Below are 20,959 nucleotides of genomic sequence, written 5' to 3' on the forward strand. Positions count from 1 at the left end.
GGTGGTTACCAGTCAATTACAGCGACAGCACTACTCTTGCGCATCTAGCTCTTAGTGTACCTAAGCGGTGGTTACCAGTCAATTACAGCCGAATCCCTACCACCTTCTTCTTGAACCAAGTGTACCTAAGGCCAACAAGGACGACCTTTGCGCCATGGGCGGGAGTGTACCTCTAAGTACAGCCGTTGCGATCGCTTATTTCAGGACAAAAAGCTCAGGGAGAACCTCATATATATAAACACAAAAAACTCTCGGTGGAGTACCCTGTCGGGACAGACTTTCCCCAATGGGGTTAGCCTATCCACATGGGCGCTCACGGAGAGCTCTCTAATCAAGATATACCAACAGAAGCTGATCTTGTCAAACTAAAACAATAATTTCCCTGTAAATAAAGCAAAATCTTATGTTGTTTCTGATAGTTTTTACTGTAACACCAAATTAGACGGTGGCCAAGACTCTACAAATTGTTCCTTACATTTTTTACTTTCAGACATAAAAAATCCCCCTTCAGCTTGCTTCGACAAAACCGAAAAAGGGGAAATCCGTCGAGCATTCTGTTTTTTGACACTCGGCGGGCTCTTAGTTTTTCTGGAGCTTTCTTTTAACTCGCTAAAGTGTTAGGCCGTCTCTTGGGGCCTCTTTATCAGTAACATGGTGCCGGAGGGGAGACTCGAACTCCCACAGACCCAAGGCCCGGCGGATTTTGAGTCCGCTGCGTCTACCATTCCGCCACTCCGGCAACGCCAATATTTTTATCACAGAAAGGGGATGATGTCCAGCGATTTAACGTATTTCCATGTAGATGGACCACCCCATCTACTGAAGAAGCGCCCTTCTGACTTTCAGAAGGGCGCAAGTTGTTCATTTTATAGTAATAACAGAGACAGGGCAATTATCCCGTGCTTCCATTCCCGCACCTTCCACAGATTCAGGAATATGGTCTACATAAACCTCGGTGCGGCCATCTTCACCCATACGAAATACCTGTAGGCAAATCGATGCGCATAATCCGCAGGAAATACAACCTTCTCTATAGTTGCTTTCATATGCTAACCCCCTTCGAGGTTTCAGAGTCAAACGTACCCTATCTAAAGCATGTATGCCGCTACGTTTTTAAGGAGTGTTCTTTTCTTTCGAAACTATGAAATGCAAAGGCCGCCACGCAGAGTAACGAAAGAAGAGTTATGACGCCGTAAGATTGAAATGAAAATTTGACTATAAGAAGGGCTACAACTACAGGTGCGCACCTTTTTGCTTCACGAAAGAGTATTTCTGCTGCCGCTGTTGGAATATTGCCACTCAGGCACATGATCCATGTTAAAAGAAAAATCCACAAAACGAGGCCTACGCCTCCAAAAAGGGCAATGGACCATAACGCCCCCCCACACCATGCTCCAAAGTAGAGTGCTCCAACACGAGATAGAAGGATAAAGGCTTGAAAGAGAGTATTTTGCTTTTGTCTTTCCAGAATATAAAGGATGGAATAGAGAGGAGCCACACAGAAAACTGTAAAAAGCCAGGGAGACATCCATTGTGTATAAATACCTGCCATATGCCATCGCTCTCCAAATAAGAACGCAAAAAGCTCTGGCCCCACTAAGGTGAGATAAAGGAAAGGCAAAAAACCTATCCTAACCAAGAGAGCGAAAGTTGATCGTGTCAGTTCATCAAGGGAGTTATGGTAGTAAGCCTGACTGGCTTTTTGAAAGAACACTTGTTGAATAGCCATGCCAATAAACTGCATAGGAAGGTTGATAACCTGAAAAGAAAGCGCAAAAAAACCAGTGGTGCGAGGGTCATAGAGAGAAGCGAGAATAATAGGTGTTAACTGACTACTTAAGGTGTTCATAAGATCTGACCACGTGTTGTAGAGAGGAAATCGGCGATACTTTTTTGCCACATGCAGAAGACGCAAAGGGGAAGCTGCTTGAACCTGACGAAAGGAAATGGTTTTTTGAAGAATATACACGACTCCCAAGCTCTGGCTCACTATATACCCTGCAATAAGCCCGAGGGGACGAAAACCAGCCATTCCCATGGCCACTGTTACAAAAGCACTCCCTATTCCCTGAACTCCTTTTGATAGGGCGAGTTCTGTGAAACGCCCTGCTCGAGTACACCAGCTTATGAGTATTTTATAAATACCTGCCCAGAGAATTCCGAGGGGAAAAAGCCAAAAGCTTATGGGGAAGGTCCCCAGAAAGGCAAGAGGTGGAACAAAACGTGTTCCTATCCAAACAACACCACTTACCGTACCGATCAGAAGAATTTCAATGAAAAGGCTTAGTATCAGAAGCGCAGTGCCATCGCCATCTTTAGAGGGGACAGGTATGGCCTGATGATACGCCAGCCCCGCAAGACTTACGCCAGTAAGCAGCACCGACGTATAGAGGGCTAACGCACCATAATCTGAAGGGGAATAAAGCCTGGATGCAAAAGGCATCACTGCGAGCAAAGCTATCTGGCCTATTGAATTTCCCAGTGTCAAAATCCACATATCTTTAAAAAGAGATGATTGGAAAAACATTGATTGGTTCGATGGCAAATTGCGGTGCAAGCCAAACATAAGGATAGTCCCTCCAGCAATTTTTCTTATCTTACAATAAATGAGTTCAAAGAAGCGGTCAATAGAAGGAAAAAAAAGAATGTAGCAAAAAGCATAGCGTTCAGCAAACAATTCCGAGTTACATCTTTCACGATGTTGTGTATAATGTGTTCATAATATGAAAAGAAGGGGGGGGAATGTGGCTTATGTCGAAGGTGTGGATCACTACAAAAAGTGGGGATTTTGGAGAAACAAGTTTGGGGAACGGTAAGCGAGTCCCTAAAGATGATTTGAGAGTGGAAGTATACGGCACTCTTGATGAATGCCAGGCCCATGTCGGCATGGCGAGGGCTTTTTGTGAGCTTAAGGAAATTTATGATACTTTATATTGGATGGAAGAGCAATTAGGGCTTTTGATGGGGTATATTTCCCTCTATCCTGGACTCTCTTGCCCGGATGTAAACGCTCTAGAGGAAATAGTGGAAAAGGTGGGAACCATAACAGGTCAAAAATTTCGTTTCATACGCCCCGGCGATTCTAAAACAGGTGCCGCTTTACATGTAGCGCGGACTGTGGCAAGAAGAGCAGAACGCGTGGCTCTTAAGCTATATCGTACAAAAGAACTTCCTCTAGAAGGCTATACGTATATCAACCGTCTCTCTGATGCTATATATGCCCTTTCTTTATGGTATGACCACGCAATAAGGAATGAAGAATCCCTTTAAGTTGTATAATGGGTGCAAAGTGCTCGCTTTTGAGGAGGATTGTGAATATGAACCAACAACCACTAACCCCGGCTACCAACCAGGGGTTGAGGCAGATTGTCTACGAAAAATTAAAAGAAGCCATTGTTAGCGGAGCTTTTAAACCTGGGGCAAAGTTATCTGAAATCGAGCTAGCGGAGCAGTTGGCTGTTTCGCGGACTCCTGTCCGCGAGGCCATACGACAGCTAAGCCAGACAGGGCTTATTACTTTAACCCCCCGTAGAGGTGCCTATGTAACGCTCCCCTCCCTTAAGGATGCGGCGGATCTTTACGTGCTGCGACAAGCTCTGGAAGTAATAGCTATTGAAAATGTCTGTCAGAATCCACCTAAGAAAGAACTTAAACTTTTTAGAGAGATTTTTGGCGGAATGACAAGCGCCACTCCCCACGAAGAATATCTTTCTGAAGATCGGCGTTTCCACCTTTTTCTTTATGAAGCAAGTGGGAATATTTATCTTCATAAAACCCTTAACAACATAGTAGATCTCATCAACTTATGTCGTCCCTACTCTATGCGATCTGAACCCACAGTCATGAGCCTCTTCTTAAAAGGGCACCTTGCTATTATTGATGCCGTGCTGGCACACAACTGTGAGAAAGCAAAAGAAGAAATGGCTCATCATATTGAAGACACGAAAGTCAGTCTTCTTTCCTTCCTAAAGCAAAATCCTGGAGATTTCACCGGCGAATAGTATTTAAACAACCTGATATTGATAATAGAAGGGGCCGATTTATATACAGGCGGCCCCTAACTATTCTTCTTTGTCTGAGGAGAAACGCCTCCAGAAACGTTTCAACCTTTCTAAAATACTTCGTTCCTTACCAAGAGTACCTGGAAAATAGAAACGTTGGGGCTTTAATACATATTTCTGGGGAACCCAATGTCGCGGGTCACTGTGAGGATAGATATATCCCTTCCCACCAGGTTTAAGGTGTTCAGGCACTTCTTGAAGATTCCCTTTTCGAATGGACTGCATGGCGTTATCCACAGCCATATATGCGCTGTTGCTCTTTGGGGCGGAAGCAAGATACAAAACCGCTTCTGAAAGAATGATACGTGCCTCAGGCATTCCTGTCATATCTGAAGCATAGGAAGCCGCGGCAGCTACTTGCAATGCCTGAGGATCAGCTAATCCAACATCCTCAGCAGCAAAAATCAAAAGGCGGCGACAAATGAAACGAAGGTCCTCTCCTCCCTCTAAGAGGCGGGACAGCCAATAGACGGCTGCATCAGGGTCAGAGCCTCGCATACTTTTAATGAGAGCCGAGATAATAGCATAGTGATCGTCTGCCTTTGCATCAAAACGAATGGATGCCGATGGAACGAGGCGCTCAATATGGTCGAGAGTCAGCTTTTGAGAACCGGCAGCAGCCGCAGAAGTCGCCAATATTTCAAGACGAGTCAACGCCTGGCGGGCGTCCCCTCCCGCAAGGCGAGCTAGAACATGGAAAACTTCTTCTGTAGCGGTGAGGTTTAACATTCCCAACCCCTTCTCTTTATCAGAGAAAGAACGAGAAAGGATGTGTACCAAACTCTCTTCTGTTAAGGGGTTCAATTGAAAAACAATGAGACGGGAAAGCAATGTTTTATTGATCTCAAACCATGGGTTTTCTGTCGTAGTTCCTACAAGAATAATATCTCCCTTCTCCACAGAGGGAAGAAGGGTATTCTGCTGGCTCTTATTAAAATGATAAATTTCATCTACAAAAGCAATAGCGGCAAATCCCCCCAAGGCCTTTAAATTACCAGCTTCTTCTACGAGATCACGAAGTTCCGAAACTTTAGCAGAAACAGCGTTGATCTCGAGAAGGCTTCTTCCGGTAACTGTAGCCATAAGACGAACAAGAGTTGTTTTTCCCACACCAGGAGGCCCGTACAAGATACAACTTGGCACGTTCCCCTTTTCTAAAAGCTGCCGCAAGGGCATCCCCGGTCCAAGAAGATGCTCTTGCCCTATAAAATCATCGAGTGTAACAGGGCGCATGCGATCAGCAAGTGGCCGTTCCCATAAAGTGTTCTTCATCATTTTAAGAGTGCCTCCATCTCCCTTTCCACGAGATGAGGCACACCAGAAAGAAGGACACCATCTGTCCCTTCGCGGATAGAGATGAGGGGGAACCTCTTTTTGAGAACCTCCCGAATAACAGCCCCCTGCTCCATGCCAAGATAGACAGGCGAAAGACCCGGCCAATTTTTCCACTGGGCAGGAGATAAGCTAACGGATGGAGAAATCACGAGAGAACCTGCGCCAAGACGGGCAGCTTCCTCGCATAGAGAGCCGATATCAGGGGCATCGTCAGGAATCTGAAGTGAAAGGAGCCATGCTTTTATCAGCCATCTCTCTCCCTTTTGCTCCACCAACGATGTATATTCCCAGGGAATGAGAGGCAACGGAGATTGCAAGGCTTCCAAGAGATCTTTCATTGTAGGAAAAACGGCATCAGCCCAATGTCGCCAGTCTGCTTGTGGCCTCTGCACTAAAAGGGCTCTCATTCCAGCTCTGCGAGCACCGACAAGATCGTAAACATAGTCTCCGACCATCGCACACTGTTGAGCTTCCAAGTTTAATTCTTTCGCTGCAAGCCATAAGGCTTTCGGATCCGGCTTCACAGGCCCTGCGTCTCTGCAAAAAACTTTATCGGGGAGAGGAAAGTTGATTTTTTTTGCTGCCAGACGAATGGAATCTCCGCAATTTCGAGAAACAACTACCCACGGGATACTCTTTTGATTAAGCCATTCTACAAAATCCATAGCATATTGAACAGGTGTAGCCTGTTCTGCTCCGTTCATCTCCAGCTCGTAAATATCATGCCAAAGTTCGCTCTTTTCTTTCTCTGAAAACATGGCCATCCCTTCAAGGAGAGGAACTGGACGACCTTGAAAATATTTTGATCGTATCTCTGAAAAATCAAGCTTTGTATCTGCTAAGACTCCATCCCAATCAAGAATAAATCCTGCACATTGGACAGGATGCCAATGTGGAGGTTGAATTTTATTCATGATCTTTAGCCTCCTCATAGGGCATTAGCCTCTTTATCTTTATAGCAATAAGAAAAAAGGGACGCAAGAAAAACCTTGCGTCCCTCACAACCTCCCCGCAATGCCGTGCCATGGTTGTCTTGACCCGGTCCTAATATCTTGAGGTCTGTCGTGCCTTAGCTTTGATGACGGTTTCCCGTCTTCTTTGCCGGCTCGAACTTCCGACCCCACTAAGATCGAGTGTTGGCTCAAGACTAAGTGCATGATCACGTACACCGCAGGGTCGTTTTTACTTTTCCTATGCATATTATAGCATAAATATAGGCGCTTCTCACCTCAAAGCCAGATGCCTACAGGTCTGCCTCTTTCAATTTCTTTTTAAAGATCCAATAATAGAAAGTGGCCACAAATAGGGCGCCCCCTACAATATTGCCTAGAGTAACTGGAACAAGATTATGTATATATCCTCCGATACTCACAAATTGGAGCTGTGCATCAGAAAGCCCCGCCATTTGGATCATTTCTGGAGATTTTTTTAATAGGAGCCCCATGGCCATAAAGTACATGTTTGCTACAGAGTGTTCAAAGCCAGATGCGACAAAGGCCATTATGGGAAAAAAGATCGCCCATATTTTACCTGTAATATCTGTAGCTGCCATACTCAGCCATACAGCAAGAACTACAAGCCAGTTACATAAAATACCCCGAACAAAGGCCTGTCCAAAGGGAAGCCCCATCTTCCCCGCCGCAATGGAAAGGGTTTTAGCTCCGATAGGACCATTCCAGAGAGCTGTAAAATAGAGCAAGTAAGCAACGAGAGTGGCCCCTATAAGGTTTGCTATATACACCCAAAACCACGCCCTCATGATATTTTTCATTGGAGTACATCCTACCAGAGCGCCTAAGGGCATCATGCAGTTACCGGTAAAAAGCTCTCCGCCAGCTATAACCACTAATATAAGACCGACACTAAATACTACCCCTGCCAAGAACTTCCCCAATCCTCCTGGAACATCGTATGTAACCGATACCATAAGCCATCCACCAAAAGCAATATAGGCTCCGGCGAGAATGCCGAGCAAAAGCATCTGAGAAATTGACCATGATACTTTTGTCTGCGATGCAGTACATGCTGCTTTAGCCAGTTCAAAAGGCGTTTTATAGTCCATACAAAAATCCCTCCTCAAAAGATCTCTTATTCCGTCGTTTGATTGAGGGCTTTCAGATTTTCGCTGAAATATTCCTGAAGCCAGCGAGCTATCTTTGGTTTTTGAACTTCCCCGGGATCCTCTAATACTCGAGCCAACTCACTACTATCAAAGGTAAATTCTTCTTCGTTAATACGATGGTGATAGATGAGTCGAACCTCTGGATGAGCAACGAGAAGAGATACCAGAGAGGCAGGAATATTCCCCAACGGCGGACGATCGATATGATCATACCGAAAAGAAGCCCAGACCCTGGTCCCTTTTCCAGGTTCTGACTGTACCTCCATCTCTCCTTCACAAAGTTCTGCCAACTGTTTTAGAAAGGGGAGACCAAATCCTACCCGACGCGTTGTGCGACTCGTGAAAAAAGGATCTGCCACCATTTGCAAAACATCCGCACTCATGCCTTTCCCGTTATCTCGAACTTCGAAATAAAACCACCCCCCACAACGATCTTCTGTCAATAGTATCTCCACTATGGACGCTCCAGCGTTCATACTATTCTCGGCTATATCCAGAAGATGTTGGGAAAAATCTTCCAACAACGAAAATTCCTCCCTGTCTAGTCCAGCGGAAGAAAAGTTCCGGCACGAAGAACGGAAAGGACCTCTTCATCAAGAACTTCTGCGTCTGTATATCTATCATGGGGCCCAATTTTTTGAAGGGCATCTTCATAATAAGAACGAATGTTGAGAGAGCCGAGAAGGACAAAAAAGCTCTCTTTATCCTCTTCAAGGAAACGATCGGTAAGAAGACCAAAAAGAATGGTCGCCGAGGAGAACCAGTTAAAAAGCTCTCTGCTCAGGGTCCATGCATCCTCGAAAAGAATGGAGAAATTGAAATCTTCCTCTTCTTCCTCGCTCATCTCTTCCGGGTCTGGCTCCGGAATATAGCCAAGGATATAAAAAGGGATGTTAGGACCAACTTTAAACGCATCCCATAATGCTTTGTAAGAAGCACGGTTTGCACCAGATAGCATAAACGTAGATATCGCAACAGCATGTTGTCTGGCTGGAGTTACTTCATCATCGCCCATAGCTTGTTCCAGAACTTCTCCAAAACGTTGAAGATCTATAAGGCAACGATATACAAGAGTTTTTCCTAGAGTGAGGTTTTCAGAATCGTAAGAAACTATGTCTTGTGCTACTTCTAAAGCTTCTTCCGTCCTAGCCTCAGATAGAAGAGCAAAGCCAAGTCGTTGAAGCAGACCAATATAAAGAATGCCCTCTTCTTCGTCCATAAGAGACTCGCTCCCCAAAAGACCAGCTTCTTCAACTGCCTGCCGAAGCGGACCACGGGCTTTTTGCAGAAGCTCAAGTTTCTCTTCTGAGTAGTCTAGTGAATCTGCAAGCAGAATGAGAGCTTCTGGGTTATCTGAATCCATCTCAAGAATTTGCCGTGCGAAAGAAGCTATCTCCTCTAGATCCTCACTTTGATACGCTCTATCAAGTAATTCCTCTATTCGTTCTATTTCTGATTCTGAATACGACATATAGGCTCCTCCCAATTTCAAATAAATACTGTTAGCTTTTGTTCAAACAGTTTAAGCGAAAAAGTAGATCTCCGTCAATTATGGAACATCTTGCACGATAGTTTATATCAGCTTAAGATACAATAATATATAGCTCACGTCGAAAGGAGAGATGAAGATGAATTTGCGGGAAAAACATGCACGATACGGCATTTCAATTATAGTCACATTAGCGTTCCTTCTATGGAGTGGAATATGTGCTCCGCAACAGGCCTTGGCTAAAACACCAGAGCAGCGCATATCTGGAGCTGTAAAACTGCTTCATGAAATGCAGGAACAATCTGATGTAGGAACTATGGCTGATCTACTGGAACAAGCAAAAGGGGTGGCTATTTTCCCCTCCGTTATTAAAGCAGGATTCGTTTTTGGCGGGAAATATGGTGAAGGCTTGGTTCTTCGAAGAGATACTGCTTCGGGAAGATGGTACGGCCCTAGTTTTGCCACTATCGCCGGAGCATCGTGGGGACTTCAGATAGGGGCTGAATCCATAGGTCTGGTCCTCGTCATCACCAACGAGCGCGGACTTGAAGGTTTCAAGGGGAACAATTTTAAGCTTGGGGGAGATATTGGCGTAGCCGCAGGCCCAGTTGGACGGCGCGGAGAGCTCGGAACAGATATTAAATTAAAAGCTTCTATTTATAGCTACTCCATAGCAAAAGGACTTTTTGCAGGCATGTCTTTAGAAGGGGCAGCGGTGAATGTAGATGACAACGCCAACCATGTGTATTGGGGGAAAACTATAACAGCGGCTCAGGCCCTCGATCGTCGAGCATCGAGTGCAAAAATACAGCCTTTGATCCAGGCTCTTAATAAGCTTATTAAAGAGGCAAAATAAAGGGCCCTTTCCGCAGGAAAGGTTCTCCATACGATCTATATAACGAATCCCAGCTACTGAGAAAATAGCTGGGATTCGTTTTTAAGATAAAAGGAATGAAGGGAAATTCTTGTTTTTCCCTCTATCGTTGCTAAATAATAATTTTACGTCCGCCACCCTGACGAGATGGACCGCCAAGCTGATCAAGCTGCTGAAGCACTGCTGGAGAGGCCACATCAATTTTGGGCTTCTTTGCCTCTTCTGCGGCCATTTCTTTCATCTTCTGTTCGTATTCTTTTATCTGTTCCTTAAGTTTTTTTGCGTCTCCCTTGATCCAGAGAAGAATACCTTCAGCAATAGAATTTACAATATCGTCGCTAGGTTCCTCTTTCATAAGTCCAAGCTCTTTCAATAGACGGTGCTCGTCACGAATAGACTCCATAATGTCGTCATCAGAAATAAGCCCTTTCTTATAAAGCACTCTGAACATAATATTGAAACGGCTTTTAAGGTTTTCTTCATTCATGGCCATACTATCAACTCGAGCCAATAAGACACTTAAAAGCTCGTCAAGACTTATCTGCATGGGCATAACATAAATCCCCCTCTCTACAAATCAAATTCAATTTTTTATTCTAACACACATTGAATTCTTATAAAAAGGCTAAATATTGAACCGAATTTCAATCATATCGCCATCTTCTACTCTATATTCTTTCCCTTCCAATCGTAAAACACCTTTTTCACGACACACCGCCATAGAATTTCCACAAGCGACAAAATCTTTGTAGTGGACTACCTGCGCCCGAATAAATCCCCTGGCTAGGTCGGTATGAATAGCCCCTGCAGCATCTACGGCAGTCGCATCTTTCTTCAGTGTCCATGCTTTTACTTCATCTTTTCCTGTTGTGAAGAAAGAAATGAGGCCCAGCAGACCGTAAGCTTTACGAATAAGCCTGTCTCGCCCAGCTTCTTTAATACCGAGATCTGCCATGAATTCATTTTGTTCTTCTAAAGAAAGTTCTGCCATATCCATTTCCATACGTCCAAAAACTTCCACCAGCCCTAATCCTCGCTCTTGGGCAATAGAGGAGAGCTCCTTATATCCCGGCACATTAGGGCCTGTCTGAGTTTCATCGAGGTTGAGAACGATCATCTCAGGCTTAAGAGTTAGAAAGGCAAAACCACTTAACTGTTTTTTCTCTTCCTCCGATAAAGTGTATTCTCGAAGGGGTTTTTCATCCATGAGGCACGATTGACATCCTTCAAGAACCTCTTTCTCTTCCTCTTCTTCTGGCAACAGGCGTTTTTTTGCTGCCAAACGGGAGAGCCTGTTATCGATAACGCTCAAATCACGATAAATAAGCTCCATTTCCACAATCTGCCAATCTCGCGCAGGGTCTATAGTTTCCTCTGGGTGAGGGACATCGGGATTATCGAAGGCCCGAATAACATGAACCAGAGCATCGGACTCCGCCACAAAAGAAAGAAAGGCATTACCAAGGCCCTCTCCTTTGCTGGCATTTTTAGAGAGTCCCGCCAAGTCTACAAATTCCACTGTAGCTGGCGACTGTTTTTTCGGCTCAAAGACCTGCACAAGGTGATCAAACCGCAGATCTGGAACTGGAACCATGGCACGGTTCGGATCTGTTTTTCCACTGGCGTAGGGCTTAACCTCCGCTCCAGCTCGAGTAATAACGTTAAAAATCGTGCTTTTCCCGCAAAGAGGCAGCCCGACTATTCCACACTTTAGCATGAGGACATTCCTCCTGTTCGTTCATTCTGTATCTATAGCGCGCATGGATTATAATCGTATTATACCGCGGTGCCAACCGCAAATTAGAGAAGGAGGTTCTTTGTTATGAAAAGATTTCTCTATCTTTGGGCAATGATCCTTATTGGGGCATTCATGCTGACATCTCCGCTCTATGGTGACGAAATAGAGTTCGATTCTGCCCATATTTATCCCAGCGGAGCTCAAGTACGCATAAAAGCCCCTTCCTTAGGGCATAATACAATCGTGCTTCCTGGCACTTTCGATGCTAGCAAGATACAACTTGTGCCCAGCAAGGGAATAACCCTCAAAAGAGCCCAAATATCTCGGCAGACTCGTTCGGACTGGGTTCCTCCCGCATTCCACGTTCTGCAGGGACTTATAAAAGACAAAAAAGAAGAGCTCATCTCTATGGAGGCTCAATTAGCAGCCTTGGAGCAGTGGTCAACTGTTATGGAGAGTACAACTCCTTCCGACCTTACCATTAATAATATGGAAAAATATTTGCAGTCCGCAGAAGATATGCGAAGGGCTAAAGAGACAGAAAAAGCGATATTAAAAAAAGGGATAGAAGAGCTAAAACAAACCATTGCCGACTTAGAAAAAGAATTAGCAGAAAAAATGCCTCAAACAGATGGGAAAATTATAGCGATCACCTATGAAACAGAAGGAGAAGGGGAGCTGTTTGTTGATGCCTGGACAGATAGAGCATGGTGGGCTCCGGAATATTATCTGTATCTCTCAACAAAAGACCATCTTCTATCGGGAAAGATGACAGGGAAGGTCAGTCAAAATACAGGCATACCATGGAACGGCCCCCTATATCTTCACACAGCCCAACCTATAAGTACCGTAACTACACCGGAACTTCCTCCTCTCGTGGTGGACTACAGAGAAGAGGAACTTCGTTCACAGGCCATTAATATGACAATGGGAAAACGCATCACCTTCGATAGAACTTCTTCGGTATTTCCAATGGAAGAAACCCTCACCGATCAGGTATTAAAAGCGCAAGGACGCGTCGATGGAGACAATATTCCAGTCAATCTTGAAGTGGCGGCACTCTCTTTTCCCGTTTCTGTTACTATAGAGAGCATTCCATCTCTTTCACCTCAAGGGTGGATAATCGTCACTACAGATGAAGTTCAAGAACCTCTTCTGGGCGGACAGGCTTCCCTTTTTGTTGATGACCTGCCGTCGGGGCAGACCTTTATGCGCGCGGTATCGAGAGGAGAAAAAATAACTACCGCATTTGGACAAACTCCTTCGATCACGACAAAACGAGAAGACGTAATCTCTAAAGGGGGAAGCAATTGGGTCGGGAAAGGGAGGGTCGCAAAAGGATATACGATCACTCTCACCAATGGTCTTCCCACAACTGAAGAGATCGTTGTTAAAGACCGGATTCCTGTTTCAGCTCAAGAAAAGATAACAGTGGAGGTAGGGACTGTAGATCCCGCCCCTACTGAAAAAGATCAAGCTAAAGGTCTTCTATCGTGGAAAATAGCGTTAAAACCTGGAGAACAAAAAAAGATAACCGTTCTTTATCAAATATCCTATCCAGCCGATAAAGAAATCTGGTTCTTAGAACATTAGACAGGAGTGACATAAATATGTATGTTACCGTTTTAGTAGATGATTATTGTGGTGGCTCTAAACTCCTGGGAGAACATGGATTAAGTATGTTTATAGAAACTCCGAGGGGGCGGTTACTTTTCGATACAGGGCGAGGAGAAGCTCTCTATCCTAACGCAAATGCTATGGGAATTCCCATAGGGAACGTAGATGGGATTGTATTAAGCCATGGACACTTCGACCATACATGGGGATTGCCAGAGATTCTCAGACGGGAAGGAAATCTCCCTGTTTGGGCCTCCCCCCTTTTCGATATGCCACGATATAGTGTAACTGGGGGAAAGAAATTTATGGCCGGATCGCTACTTCGAAAAGAAAATCTTGACTTTCACCCAGTAGAGGAGTGTTCAAAAATTATAGAGGGAGTACAGGCTTTCACTGTGCCTTGCCGTCTTCGGGATTCAAAATTCGTTCCTTCTACACCAGACCTCATCGCAGTAAAAGGCGATCTTTTTCAAGAGGACTCTATGGAAGATGACCTCTCTCTCCTCCTTCACGGAATTAACGGCTATAGCGTCATTTTAGGGTGTGCCCATGCAGGGGTTGTCAATATTATGGAACGGGCTGCCGCTCTCTGTAAAACCAGAGAGTTTTACACTGTTATGGGAGGGATGCATTTCCGAGGACAAAGCAGGGAATTTTTAGAGCGTTCTGCTCACGAACTTTCCACCCGATTTTCAGTAAAATTGTGGAGGCCATGTCATTGTACTGGCTTTAAGGCTGCTTTTATTCTTGGAGAGACATTAAATAACGTAGACTGGGCTCCTGCTGGTTTCTCGTTGGAGATATAAAATGCTGCCGTGGTCTACTCTGCCCCCTTTCGTATCTATCCCTATCCTTATCTTTTCTGCATTATTGGCGAGTGGGGATGAGAAGCATATCATTAGCCCTCCTTTCTGGGCTTTATTTATTGTGATGTATTCTGTTCTCACCCTCCTCTATGCTGTCTCTATTGTAAGGAGGATTGAAAAGGGATTTTTCTCCCTCCATCTCATAGCTCAGGGAACGCTGATACTTTTCCTAACACAACATTTCGGAAATCCAGCTTTCCTCAACTGGGTAGGAATAGCCATGGCTACAGTAGGAATCCTTTTGTTTTTTAATCAATACATGTTTTCACAATCGGATCGCCAAACTCCTATTGCAGCACCTGTTCAGTCTTCAAAAACAACTGAAGAAAGCCATTCTATTCCAGATATAAGCCGCCTTCCCCTTCCTTCTCTCATCGCAAACAGCAAAGGGACGGTCCTCTCGGCAAATGATCCTTTTTTGTCTCTCATGCCTCCAGAATCATCGAAGAAAGTAATCGGAGAAAGTATTTCAGAGACACTTCCTCTCAATAGCGATACTGTAGCTCTTGGGGGGAAAAGCTGGGATATTCAACAAAAACAGGGAGGAGACGACCTCTTCTTCTTTTTTCTCACGGAAGAAAATACTGAATATAAACAAACCTCTACTTCAGATCCTATTTCTTCTATTCTAGATCCAGCTACGGGGCTTTATACAAAGAGTTTTGGAGAGAGGCGTTTAGCCGAAGAACTGGACAGGGCCCAACGATATAGACGCTGGTTATCTGCAGCTTTATTTAAGTTAGATTTCCACTATGGAAGCAATAATGTTATGGATATGGAAGAAAACGAAAAAGATTTTTTAGATTCTTTCGGCACATACGTTATAGAAAACGTGAGGGAATGCGATCTATGTATGCGTATGGGAGCAAAAGAGATTATTGTTCTTATGCCAGAGACACCTCAGAACGGCGCAAAAGAACTCGCTTTACGCCTATCGAGGTACGGCAAGGATGCCGGGAGCGACCATGTTATGGCCGATAAGGCGCATATACATTTCGGAATTTCTTTTTTCAGTGGAAACGAAAAGATTACAAGTCAGGACTTCGTCCAATCTCTTTATGCTCATCTTGCATAAAAACGCCAAGAGGGTCTTTTTAAAGACCCTCTTGGCGAAACGTTAAGAATGCACTGCTGTTTTGAGCCTTTCGAGCACTCCTTCAGCAAGAGTCTCCAGTAAAAGATGGTTTTTATACTCTTCTATACGCCCACTATCAGCTAATTGTCCGAGTTCAGGATCAAGAGGGAAACGGCCAATCACTGGGATCTGATATTTTTCACCTATTTCTTCCACATGGCTGGGTCCGAAAATATCCAGGACCTTTCCGCAGTCAGGGCATGTAAGATAGCTCATGTTCTCCACTACTCCCAAAAGGGGGACTTCCATCATTTGGGTCATATTGAGAGCTTTTTCCACTATCATTACAGAAAGTTCCTGAGGGGATGTAACAACAAGGAATCCATCCAGATCTATAGTCTGCATTACTGTAAGAGGAGCATCAGCAGTTCCAGGAGGAAGATCCACTATTACAAAATCCCTATCGTCCCATGCCACTTCTTCCCAAAATTGTTTGATGACATTCCCTATTATTGGGCCTCGCCATACAACAGGTTTTGTGGGATCATCAAGAAGAAGATTGATGGACATAACTCGTACATCAAAAACCGGAGAGGCTGGAGGAATTATACCTTCAGGGCGTCCAAGCGGAGTATCCGTTATGCCAAAAAGTTTGGGGATCGACGGCCCTGTGATGTCAGCATCCAAAACTCCTACTGAATAACCTTTTTGTGCAAGAGCTACAGCCAAAAGAGAAGATATGGAACTTTTTCCCACTCCTCCCTTACCGCTGCCAACTGCTATTACATGCTTAACGTTTTTTTTCTTTTTTGCGCATCCGCTGCAGCCTTCACAAGAAGATTTACCGCACGCTTCATGAGAGCACATCTCATCTACCATTCATGAATCCTCCCCTACCAGATTTCAAGCTCTTTCTTTATACTCTTCACGTATATGAGCGTCAAGTCGAACATCTCTCTTGTCTACATTCACGAATCGTTGTATAGTTTAAAGTCTCTTTGGAGGCGATAGGTATGGCATATCAAGGCTGGATAACCCTTTGTGTATTTACATTTACATTGATAGCTATAGGTATGGGTAAAATAGCTCGAGGCGTCGCCGCCCTTCTTGGAGCAGCCTTCCTGATGTCTTTTCAGATTCTTCCCGCAGAAATAGCCGTCCGTTTTATCGACTTTAACACCATCGGCCTTCTTATGGGGATGATGATTGTTGTGGGGGTTCTTTCGAAAACTGGAGTATTTCAGTATGTAGCGATCCGAAGTCTGAAAATGACGGGAGGGAATTGGGTCGTCACTGTTTTTGCTATTACAGCCACAACAGCAATACTATCAGGAGTACTCGACAACGTGACTACTGTGCTTTTAGTCAGCCCCATTATTTTGTCTCTCGCCGATATTATGGACTTTAACCCAGTCCCCTTACTAATAGCAGAAGCTATTTCGTCAAATATTGGAGGAACCGCTACTTTGATAGGTGATCCCCCAAACATTATTATCGGTTCCCATGCAAACTTTTCTTTTATAGATTTTATTATCAATCTGACGCCTATTACTATAGTGGTGTTTGTGTTCACCATTGCCCTTTTGGTACTTATAGATCCTAACTCTTTTAAAATTCGCAAAGAAGAGTACGAAAAAATATTGAAAGTCGATGAAAATGCTGCCATTAAAGATATTCCCACGCTTAAAAAAGCATTGTTCGTTATGGGATGTATTATGGTCGGGTTCTTCGCTCATGGAATTTTACATATAGAAGCCGCCGTTGTGGCGCTTGCTGGAGCTGCCGCTCTTCTCGCTGTCATTCCTGAGGACGGAGATGAGATTATTCATAAAGACATCGAGTGGCCTACGCTCGTATTTTTTGCCGGGCTTTTTATTATTGTTGGAGCTCTTAAAGAAAACGGGGTTATTTCTCAGCTGGCGCTATTTTTAGGAAAACATCTCCAAGGACATCCCTTGGGTGCCATGCTGGCCGTGCTATGGTTCTCTGGCCTTACCTGTTCCTTTGTAAACAACATCGGTTTCACTGCGACCTTTGTTTTCGTTATCGATGAGCTGGCAAAACAGGTAGGCATATCGCCGGAACCCCTTTTCTGGGCACTGGCCATGGGAGCCTGTTTTGGCGGCAACGGAAGCTTTCTCGGGGCAGCTGCTAACGTTGTAGTAGCTGACGTAGCAGGGCGGTTCGGACACCCTATTTCTTTCAAAGATTTTTTGAAAACAGGCATGTTCAGTGTCTTTATTGCGCTGAGCCTGTGCAGTCTCTATTTAATTGTTCGGTACAAGACCCTCTTGTAATCTTTCCTATCCAACTCTAGTTTTCCCTTCAGGCAGAAACAAAAAGACGCAAAGCTTGCCGAACACATCGTATTAAAGGGAAATAACATCCCCTTCAGGGCTATAAAGAGGAGGAACAACCACTATTTTTTCTGGTCGAACTCCTTTCCCCTGAATAACGTTGAGGGAGAGACGCCCTGCTACGGCTCCCAGCTCAAAAGCTGGCCAATCAAGACAATAGTACCCGAGTAAACGGGCAAGATGAGGGTAACCACAAAGAAGCACATCCTTTTGGCACCCTTTTATAGCTGTCAGGTTTAAAGAATTTATAATACGAAAAGGCAACGACGAATCAGAAAGAGATTCGTTACCTTTCAACAGGGGGGCCAACCCCTTAAAGAAAGACTTTTCTCCCTCCTCCACTTCACACCTTTTTCCTTCAGCTATCTTTAAAATCTTTTCAGCTCCACGCTTTACATCAACAACAACGTGAATTCCTTCCACGTCTATAGGATCGCTATCTACCACCACAAGAGGCCCGTCTATAGCGATAGGAAAAAATGGACGGCCAATCCAGATAATCCCATCTACATTTCGAGAGGCTAAATCCCTGGCTACCAATAGACGTTGGGCTTCTGTTTTTCCCGAACATTTTACGAGCAGGCTATAATGCTGTTTTGAAACGACGCGGTCAACACCACCAAGAAATTCGCCTGTCCAAGGACTTGTCAGATCTTCAAAAACAATCCCCAAAAGACCTGTTCGATTACTGGAAAGGCCTCTCGCCACTGCATCCGGTTGATATCCAAGAGATCTGGCAGCCTCCCAAACTTTTTCCCTCGTAGCAGAAGAAATTCGAGAGTCTCCTTTTAAAGCTCTGCTTACTGTAGCTTTATTGACGCCTGCCAATTTCGCTACATCTTCCATTTTAACCTTCACTATCGGCACATCCCCTTATGAAGTACTACTTTTCGTAACATCCGCCACCTATGAACTCTCTCAAAATAGAATTCGATGAAACATATTCTGAAGGGAGGTGAGGGACAAACTTCAACATAGAAAGAAGCCGACGGGCCTCTCCGTACATAGGAGAATTTTCGGAAACTGTATGTAAGAGAGGCAATACATATCCCTTGAGAACCGCCAATTCATACGGCAGGGACGAATTGAACATAGCATCGGCTCGACTCTGATAGGGAAATATATACTCTCGGGCACCTCTAATTACAGAAGGCCAAAGGTCGAGAGTTCTTTCTGCTGAATGCCCTCTCGTTCGAAAATCTCTAATCATCCGTCGCAACAAACGGTTATCAGTAGTACTTGTTCTATTGTGTTGATCCAGATTGATGCCCGTGAGTGGAGAGACAAAAATTCCAAACTTCATAGCCTCTGGAACCACTTCCGTTACTTTTTCGTTTAAGCCGTGAATCCCCTCTAAAATCAGAACATCTCTATCGTTAAGATGCAACGTAGGACCAGGGAATTTTTTTCCCTTAATGAAGTCAAATTCCGGAATCTTCACTTCTTTCCCTTTGAGAAGAAGTGAAAGGTGATTTTCCAACAAATCCAAATCAATTGCCTCTAACACTTCAAAATCGTAATTCCCATGTTCATCCCGAGGTGTTCTCTCTCGATCTACAAAGTAATTATCCAAAGAAATAATGGTAGGATTCATACCACACACTTGCAGCTGAATCTTAAGACGTTTGGCTACAGTGGTCTTTCCTGACCCTGATGGCCCTGCGATGACAATAACCTTAACGCCTTTTCTCCCCCATATTTCCTCAGCTATTCGGCTCAGCCGCTGAGCATGAAAGGCTTCAGACACAAGCACGAGCTCCAAGCCTTTCCCTTGGGCAATTTTAGCGTGAAAACTATCCATAGTGCTGAGGCCAAGAACATCCAACCACTTCGCATAATCAAGAAAAACTTCCGAAAGTTTTTTTGAAGCTCGGAAAGGGGGGATACTGTCTGGATAAGAAACTGTAGGAAATTGCAATACCATCCCTGGTGGGAAATGTTTGAGCTCAAAAAACTTCAGATATCCCGTAGAAGGGGCCAGCGGGGCATAATAAAAACCGTAGCTATCCTCACATCTATAAAGTTCCACAGGATCTTCTGCTGCCCACATAAAAAGTCGTGCACTTTCAGAATTCCCCTGCCTCTCAAAAATTCTTCGAGCCTTATCAAGAGGAATGATCTCTCTGGAAATTGGAACATCTCGGCTAACAAGATCTCGAAGAGCTTTACTTATCCGTTCCACATCTTCTTCCGTAACATCTCTATCCGAAATCTCCCAATAATATCCATCACTAATAGAGTGTCTGATAAGAATATTTTTTTTAAACACTCTTTGCGCAGCTAAAACAAGTAAAAAACTTAAAGATCTACGATAAACTTCCATTCCCTCAAAAGAGGAAGTATCGACAAATTCTACTTCCGCGTCATCATCAACAACCCATCCTAGTGGTCTTAGATAATTATTAACTCTCCAAGCCACTATTTGGGAAGCCCCGTCTATATCTGCAATAGAAAGAACATCCTTCCCTGTTACAGGACTAGAACACGAGCAATTTTTATACCCTTTGATCTGGACATTGAATGGCATTAAACCTCACCTCTTCCTTTACAAAAAAGCAAATGCCATTTACTTTTGTATATATAATATGCTAATGATACTATATTCTTATAATGTCCCGTCAAAACTCCTACGGAGACCTATAATTAAAGAGAGGGCAGAGTAGAAATATGTCGAAGACAAAATCTACAAAAATTTATGAGCAAGTGGCAGAAAAGCTCAAAGTCCTCATCGCACAAGGGGAACTCCAGCAGGGAGACCCTTTACCTCCGGAACGACAGCTTATAGAGAAGCTCGACGTAAGTCGAAGTTCCCTGCGGGAAGCCTTTCGCATTTTAGAGCTAGTAGGGCTTATAGAATGTATCCCTGGGAAAGGACGTTTTGTTCGCAAGTCACGCTTGGAATCCAATCACGCCCACATGCCACTACAAGATGAAGCTATATTAGAATTGGTAGAGGCGAGAATGATCCTAGAGCCTGCCATAGCAGTAGAGGCGACCAAACACGCTGATCCTTCAGATCTTACGCGAATTAGAAAAATTCTAACCCTTACCAGCAAAGATGTAGAGTCTCTGGAACATCGTGCTCAATGCGACTATGATTTTCACCTTCTCCTCGCTGAAGCAACCCACAACTTTATTTTTGTCAATATAGTAAAAATAACTTTTAATCTTATTATGGCAACTCACGAGCGTATATACTCTCTCCTTGATGATAAAGAACTTTTTTTAAAGGAACATAACCAAATTTATCAAGCTATTCTCTCCAGAGATATAAAAAAAGTTCGTCGTTGTATGAGCAACCACGTAGCACGAGTCTATAAAACTCTTCTCGATGGAATCGCTCTAGAAGAACCTCCTGTGTCACTGGACCAAAAAGAGGAAATGAAAGACAATACTACAGATAGGTAATTTTTGAAAGAAAGGAC

The 20,959-nt window shown here is 44.2% G+C and carries 20 protein-coding genes and 1 tRNA gene; 8 read left to right on the top strand and 13 right to left on the bottom strand.

Features of this window, described 5'->3' with window-relative positions; all coding sequences use genetic code 11:
• Window positions 1–652: 652 nt before the first annotated feature.
• The 3 genes from B3L97_RS03750 to B3L97_RS03760 all read right to left on the bottom strand — a co-directional run bounded on the left by B3L97_RS03750 (window position 653) and on the right by B3L97_RS03760 (window position 2,566).
• Window positions 653–739, bottom strand: a tRNA-Leu gene (locus tag B3L97_RS03750).
• Window positions 740–861: 122 nt separating this feature from the next.
• On the bottom strand, window positions 862–1,077 hold the full coding sequence (locus tag B3L97_RS03755) for a ferredoxin (protein ID WP_286934155.1): 216 nt from the start codon (window positions 1,075–1,077) through the stop codon (window positions 862–864).
• Between the two features lie 28 nt (window positions 1,078–1,105).
• Window positions 1,106–2,566: a lipopolysaccharide biosynthesis protein gene (locus B3L97_RS03760; protein WP_156923389.1), complete on the bottom strand. Its 1,461-nt coding sequence runs from the start codon at window positions 2,564–2,566 to the stop codon at window positions 1,106–1,108.
• A 185-nt stretch (window positions 2,567–2,751) separates the two neighbouring features.
• Here B3L97_RS03760 and B3L97_RS03765 point away from each other — a divergent pair, with 185 nt between their 5' ends.
• Window positions 2,752–3,270: a cob(I)yrinic acid a,c-diamide adenosyltransferase gene (locus B3L97_RS03765; protein WP_024822755.1), complete on the top strand. Its 519-nt coding sequence runs from the start codon at window positions 2,752–2,754 to the stop codon at window positions 3,268–3,270.
• A 47-nt stretch (window positions 3,271–3,317) separates the two neighbouring features.
• Window positions 3,318–4,001: a GntR family transcriptional regulator gene (locus tag B3L97_RS03770; RefSeq protein ID WP_024822756.1), complete on the top strand. Its 684-nt coding sequence runs from the start codon at window positions 3,318–3,320 to the stop codon at window positions 3,999–4,001.
• A 60-nt stretch (window positions 4,002–4,061) separates the two neighbouring features.
• On the opposite strand, the gene B3L97_RS03775 is transcribed toward B3L97_RS03770, so the two are convergent.
• The 5 genes from B3L97_RS03775 to B3L97_RS03795 form a co-directional block, all read right to left on the bottom strand.
• Window positions 4,062–5,336, bottom strand: a complete 1,275-nt coding sequence (locus B3L97_RS03775; RefSeq protein WP_286846062.1) for a replication-associated recombination protein A — start codon at window positions 5,334–5,336, stop codon at window positions 4,062–4,064.
• On the bottom strand, window positions 5,333–6,310 hold the full coding sequence (locus B3L97_RS03780) for an HAD family hydrolase (RefSeq protein ID WP_286934162.1): 978 nt from the start codon (window positions 6,308–6,310) through the stop codon (window positions 5,333–5,335). Before B3L97_RS03780 ends, B3L97_RS03775 begins: the two co-directional genes overlap by 4 nt.
• Before the next feature lie 329 nt (window positions 6,311–6,639).
• Window positions 6,640–7,458, bottom strand: coding sequence for a formate/nitrite transporter family protein (locus B3L97_RS03785; protein ID WP_286934164.1), 819 nt, complete (start codon window positions 7,456–7,458; stop codon window positions 6,640–6,642).
• Window positions 7,459–7,484: 26 nt separating this feature from the next.
• Window positions 7,485–8,042 (bottom strand): ATP-binding protein, encoded by a 558-nt coding sequence (locus B3L97_RS03790; protein WP_024822760.1) that lies wholly within the window; start codon window positions 8,040–8,042, stop codon window positions 7,485–7,487.
• A gap of 17 nt (window positions 8,043–8,059) precedes the next feature.
• Window positions 8,060–8,989, bottom strand: coding sequence for a hypothetical protein (locus tag B3L97_RS03795; RefSeq protein WP_024822761.1), 930 nt, complete (start codon window positions 8,987–8,989; stop codon window positions 8,060–8,062).
• A 157-nt stretch (window positions 8,990–9,146) separates the two neighbouring features.
• Here B3L97_RS03795 and B3L97_RS03800 point away from each other — a divergent pair, with 157 nt between their 5' ends.
• Complete coding sequence (locus tag B3L97_RS03800; RefSeq protein ID WP_024822762.1) at window positions 9,147–9,863, top strand: lipid-binding SYLF domain-containing protein; 717 nt, start codon at window positions 9,147–9,149, stop codon at window positions 9,861–9,863.
• A gap of 130 nt (window positions 9,864–9,993) precedes the next feature.
• Here the strand turns inward: B3L97_RS03800 and B3L97_RS03805 are convergent, their stop codons facing one another.
• Together B3L97_RS03805 and ychF are read right to left on the bottom strand one after the other, a co-directional pair.
• Entirely contained in the window at window positions 9,994–10,434 is a 441-nt protein-coding gene (locus B3L97_RS03805; RefSeq protein WP_024822763.1) for a hypothetical protein, read from the bottom strand.
• Between the two features lie 72 nt (window positions 10,435–10,506).
• Complete coding sequence (ychF, locus tag B3L97_RS03810) at window positions 10,507–11,598, bottom strand: redox-regulated ATPase YchF (RefSeq protein ID WP_024822764.1); 1,092 nt, start codon at window positions 11,596–11,598, stop codon at window positions 10,507–10,509.
• Between the two features lie 105 nt (window positions 11,599–11,703).
• Between ychF and B3L97_RS03815 the strand changes: the two genes are divergently transcribed.
• The 3 genes from B3L97_RS03815 to B3L97_RS03825 are packed head-to-tail and all read left to right on the top strand — an operon-like array spanning window position 11,704 to window position 15,177.
• Window positions 11,704–13,212, top strand: a complete 1,509-nt coding sequence (locus B3L97_RS03815; protein WP_286934168.1) for a DUF4139 domain-containing protein — start codon at window positions 11,704–11,706, stop codon at window positions 13,210–13,212.
• 17 nt (window positions 13,213–13,229) lie between these two features.
• Window positions 13,230–14,042: an MBL fold metallo-hydrolase gene (locus B3L97_RS03820; RefSeq protein WP_024822766.1), complete on the top strand. Its 813-nt coding sequence runs from the start codon at window positions 13,230–13,232 to the stop codon at window positions 14,040–14,042.
• A 1-nt stretch (window position 14,043) separates the two neighbouring features.
• A complete protein-coding gene (locus B3L97_RS03825) occupies window positions 14,044–15,177 on the top strand; it encodes a diguanylate cyclase (RefSeq protein ID WP_286846072.1) in 1,134 nt (377 codons plus the stop codon).
• A gap of 42 nt (window positions 15,178–15,219) precedes the next feature.
• Here B3L97_RS03825 and B3L97_RS03830 read toward each other — a convergent pair whose 3' ends face one another.
• Entirely contained in the window at window positions 15,220–16,056 is an 837-nt protein-coding gene (locus tag B3L97_RS03830; protein ID WP_286934173.1) for an Mrp/NBP35 family ATP-binding protein, read from the bottom strand.
• Between the two features lie 134 nt (window positions 16,057–16,190).
• Here B3L97_RS03830 and B3L97_RS03835 point away from each other — a divergent pair, with 134 nt between their 5' ends.
• Window positions 16,191–17,474, top strand: a complete 1,284-nt coding sequence (locus B3L97_RS03835; protein ID WP_024822769.1) for an SLC13 family permease — start codon at window positions 16,191–16,193, stop codon at window positions 17,472–17,474.
• A gap of 72 nt (window positions 17,475–17,546) precedes the next feature.
• On the opposite strand, the gene B3L97_RS03840 is transcribed toward B3L97_RS03835, so the two are convergent.
• Window positions 17,547–18,392 (bottom strand): LacI family DNA-binding transcriptional regulator, encoded by an 846-nt coding sequence (locus B3L97_RS03840; protein WP_286846076.1) that lies wholly within the window; start codon window positions 18,390–18,392, stop codon window positions 17,547–17,549.
• Window positions 18,393–18,417: 25 nt separating this feature from the next.
• Window positions 18,418–20,061, bottom strand: coding sequence for a nucleoside kinase (locus B3L97_RS03845; RefSeq protein WP_024822771.1), 1,644 nt, complete (start codon window positions 20,059–20,061; stop codon window positions 18,418–18,420).
• Between the two features lie 140 nt (window positions 20,062–20,201).
• Between B3L97_RS03845 and B3L97_RS03850 the strand changes: the two genes are divergently transcribed.
• Window positions 20,202–20,942 (top strand): FadR/GntR family transcriptional regulator, encoded by a 741-nt coding sequence (locus B3L97_RS03850; protein WP_024822772.1) that lies wholly within the window; start codon window positions 20,202–20,204, stop codon window positions 20,940–20,942.
• Window positions 20,943–20,959 lie beyond the last annotated feature (17 nt).

It is taken from the genome of Aminobacterium sp. UBA4834, assembly GCF_002400205.1.
Lineage (GTDB): Bacteria > Synergistota > Synergistia > Synergistales > Aminobacteriaceae > Aminobacterium > Aminobacterium mobile.

Excerpts from the sequence above, each read along its gene's own strand:
- B3L97_RS03760 (WP_156923389.1), bottom strand. The coding sequence starts at position 2,566 with ATGTTTGGCTTGCACCGCAATTTGCCATCGAACCAATCAATGTTTTTC.
- B3L97_RS03765 (WP_024822755.1), top strand. The coding sequence starts at position 2,752 with ATGTCGAAGGTGTGGATCACTACAAAAAGTGGGGATTTTGGAGAAACA.
- B3L97_RS03770 (WP_024822756.1), top strand. The coding sequence starts at position 3,318 with ATGAACCAACAACCACTAACCCCGGCTACCAACCAGGGGTTGAGGCAG.
- B3L97_RS03775 (WP_286846062.1), bottom strand. The coding sequence starts at position 5,336 with ATGATGAAGAACACTTTATGGGAACGGCCACTTGCTGATCGCATGCGC.
- B3L97_RS03780 (WP_286934162.1), bottom strand. The coding sequence starts at position 6,310 with ATGAATAAAATTCAACCTCCACATTGGCATCCTGTCCAATGTGCAGGA.
- B3L97_RS03785 (WP_286934164.1), bottom strand. The coding sequence starts at position 7,458 with ATGGACTATAAAACGCCTTTTGAACTGGCTAAAGCAGCATGTACTGCA.
- B3L97_RS03795 (WP_024822761.1), bottom strand. The coding sequence starts at position 8,989 with ATGTCGTATTCAGAATCAGAAATAGAACGAATAGAGGAATTACTTGAT.
- B3L97_RS03800 (WP_024822762.1), top strand. The coding sequence starts at position 9,147 with ATGAATTTGCGGGAAAAACATGCACGATACGGCATTTCAATTATAGTC.
- B3L97_RS03805 (WP_024822763.1), bottom strand. The coding sequence starts at position 10,434 with ATGCCCATGCAGATAAGTCTTGACGAGCTTTTAAGTGTCTTATTGGCT.
- ychF (WP_024822764.1), bottom strand. The coding sequence starts at position 11,598 with ATGCTAAAGTGTGGAATAGTCGGGCTGCCTCTTTGCGGGAAAAGCACG.
- B3L97_RS03815 (WP_286934168.1), top strand. The coding sequence starts at position 11,704 with ATGAAAAGATTTCTCTATCTTTGGGCAATGATCCTTATTGGGGCATTC.
- B3L97_RS03820 (WP_024822766.1), top strand. The coding sequence starts at position 13,230 with ATGTATGTTACCGTTTTAGTAGATGATTATTGTGGTGGCTCTAAACTC.
- B3L97_RS03825 (WP_286846072.1), top strand. The coding sequence starts at position 14,044 with ATGCTGCCGTGGTCTACTCTGCCCCCTTTCGTATCTATCCCTATCCTT.
- B3L97_RS03830 (WP_286934173.1), bottom strand. The coding sequence starts at position 16,056 with ATGGTAGATGAGATGTGCTCTCATGAAGCGTGCGGTAAATCTTCTTGT.
- B3L97_RS03835 (WP_024822769.1), top strand. The coding sequence starts at position 16,191 with ATGGCATATCAAGGCTGGATAACCCTTTGTGTATTTACATTTACATTG.
- B3L97_RS03845 (WP_024822771.1), bottom strand. The coding sequence starts at position 20,061 with ATGCCATTCAATGTCCAGATCAAAGGGTATAAAAATTGCTCGTGTTCT.
- B3L97_RS03850 (WP_024822772.1), top strand. The coding sequence starts at position 20,202 with ATGTCGAAGACAAAATCTACAAAAATTTATGAGCAAGTGGCAGAAAAG.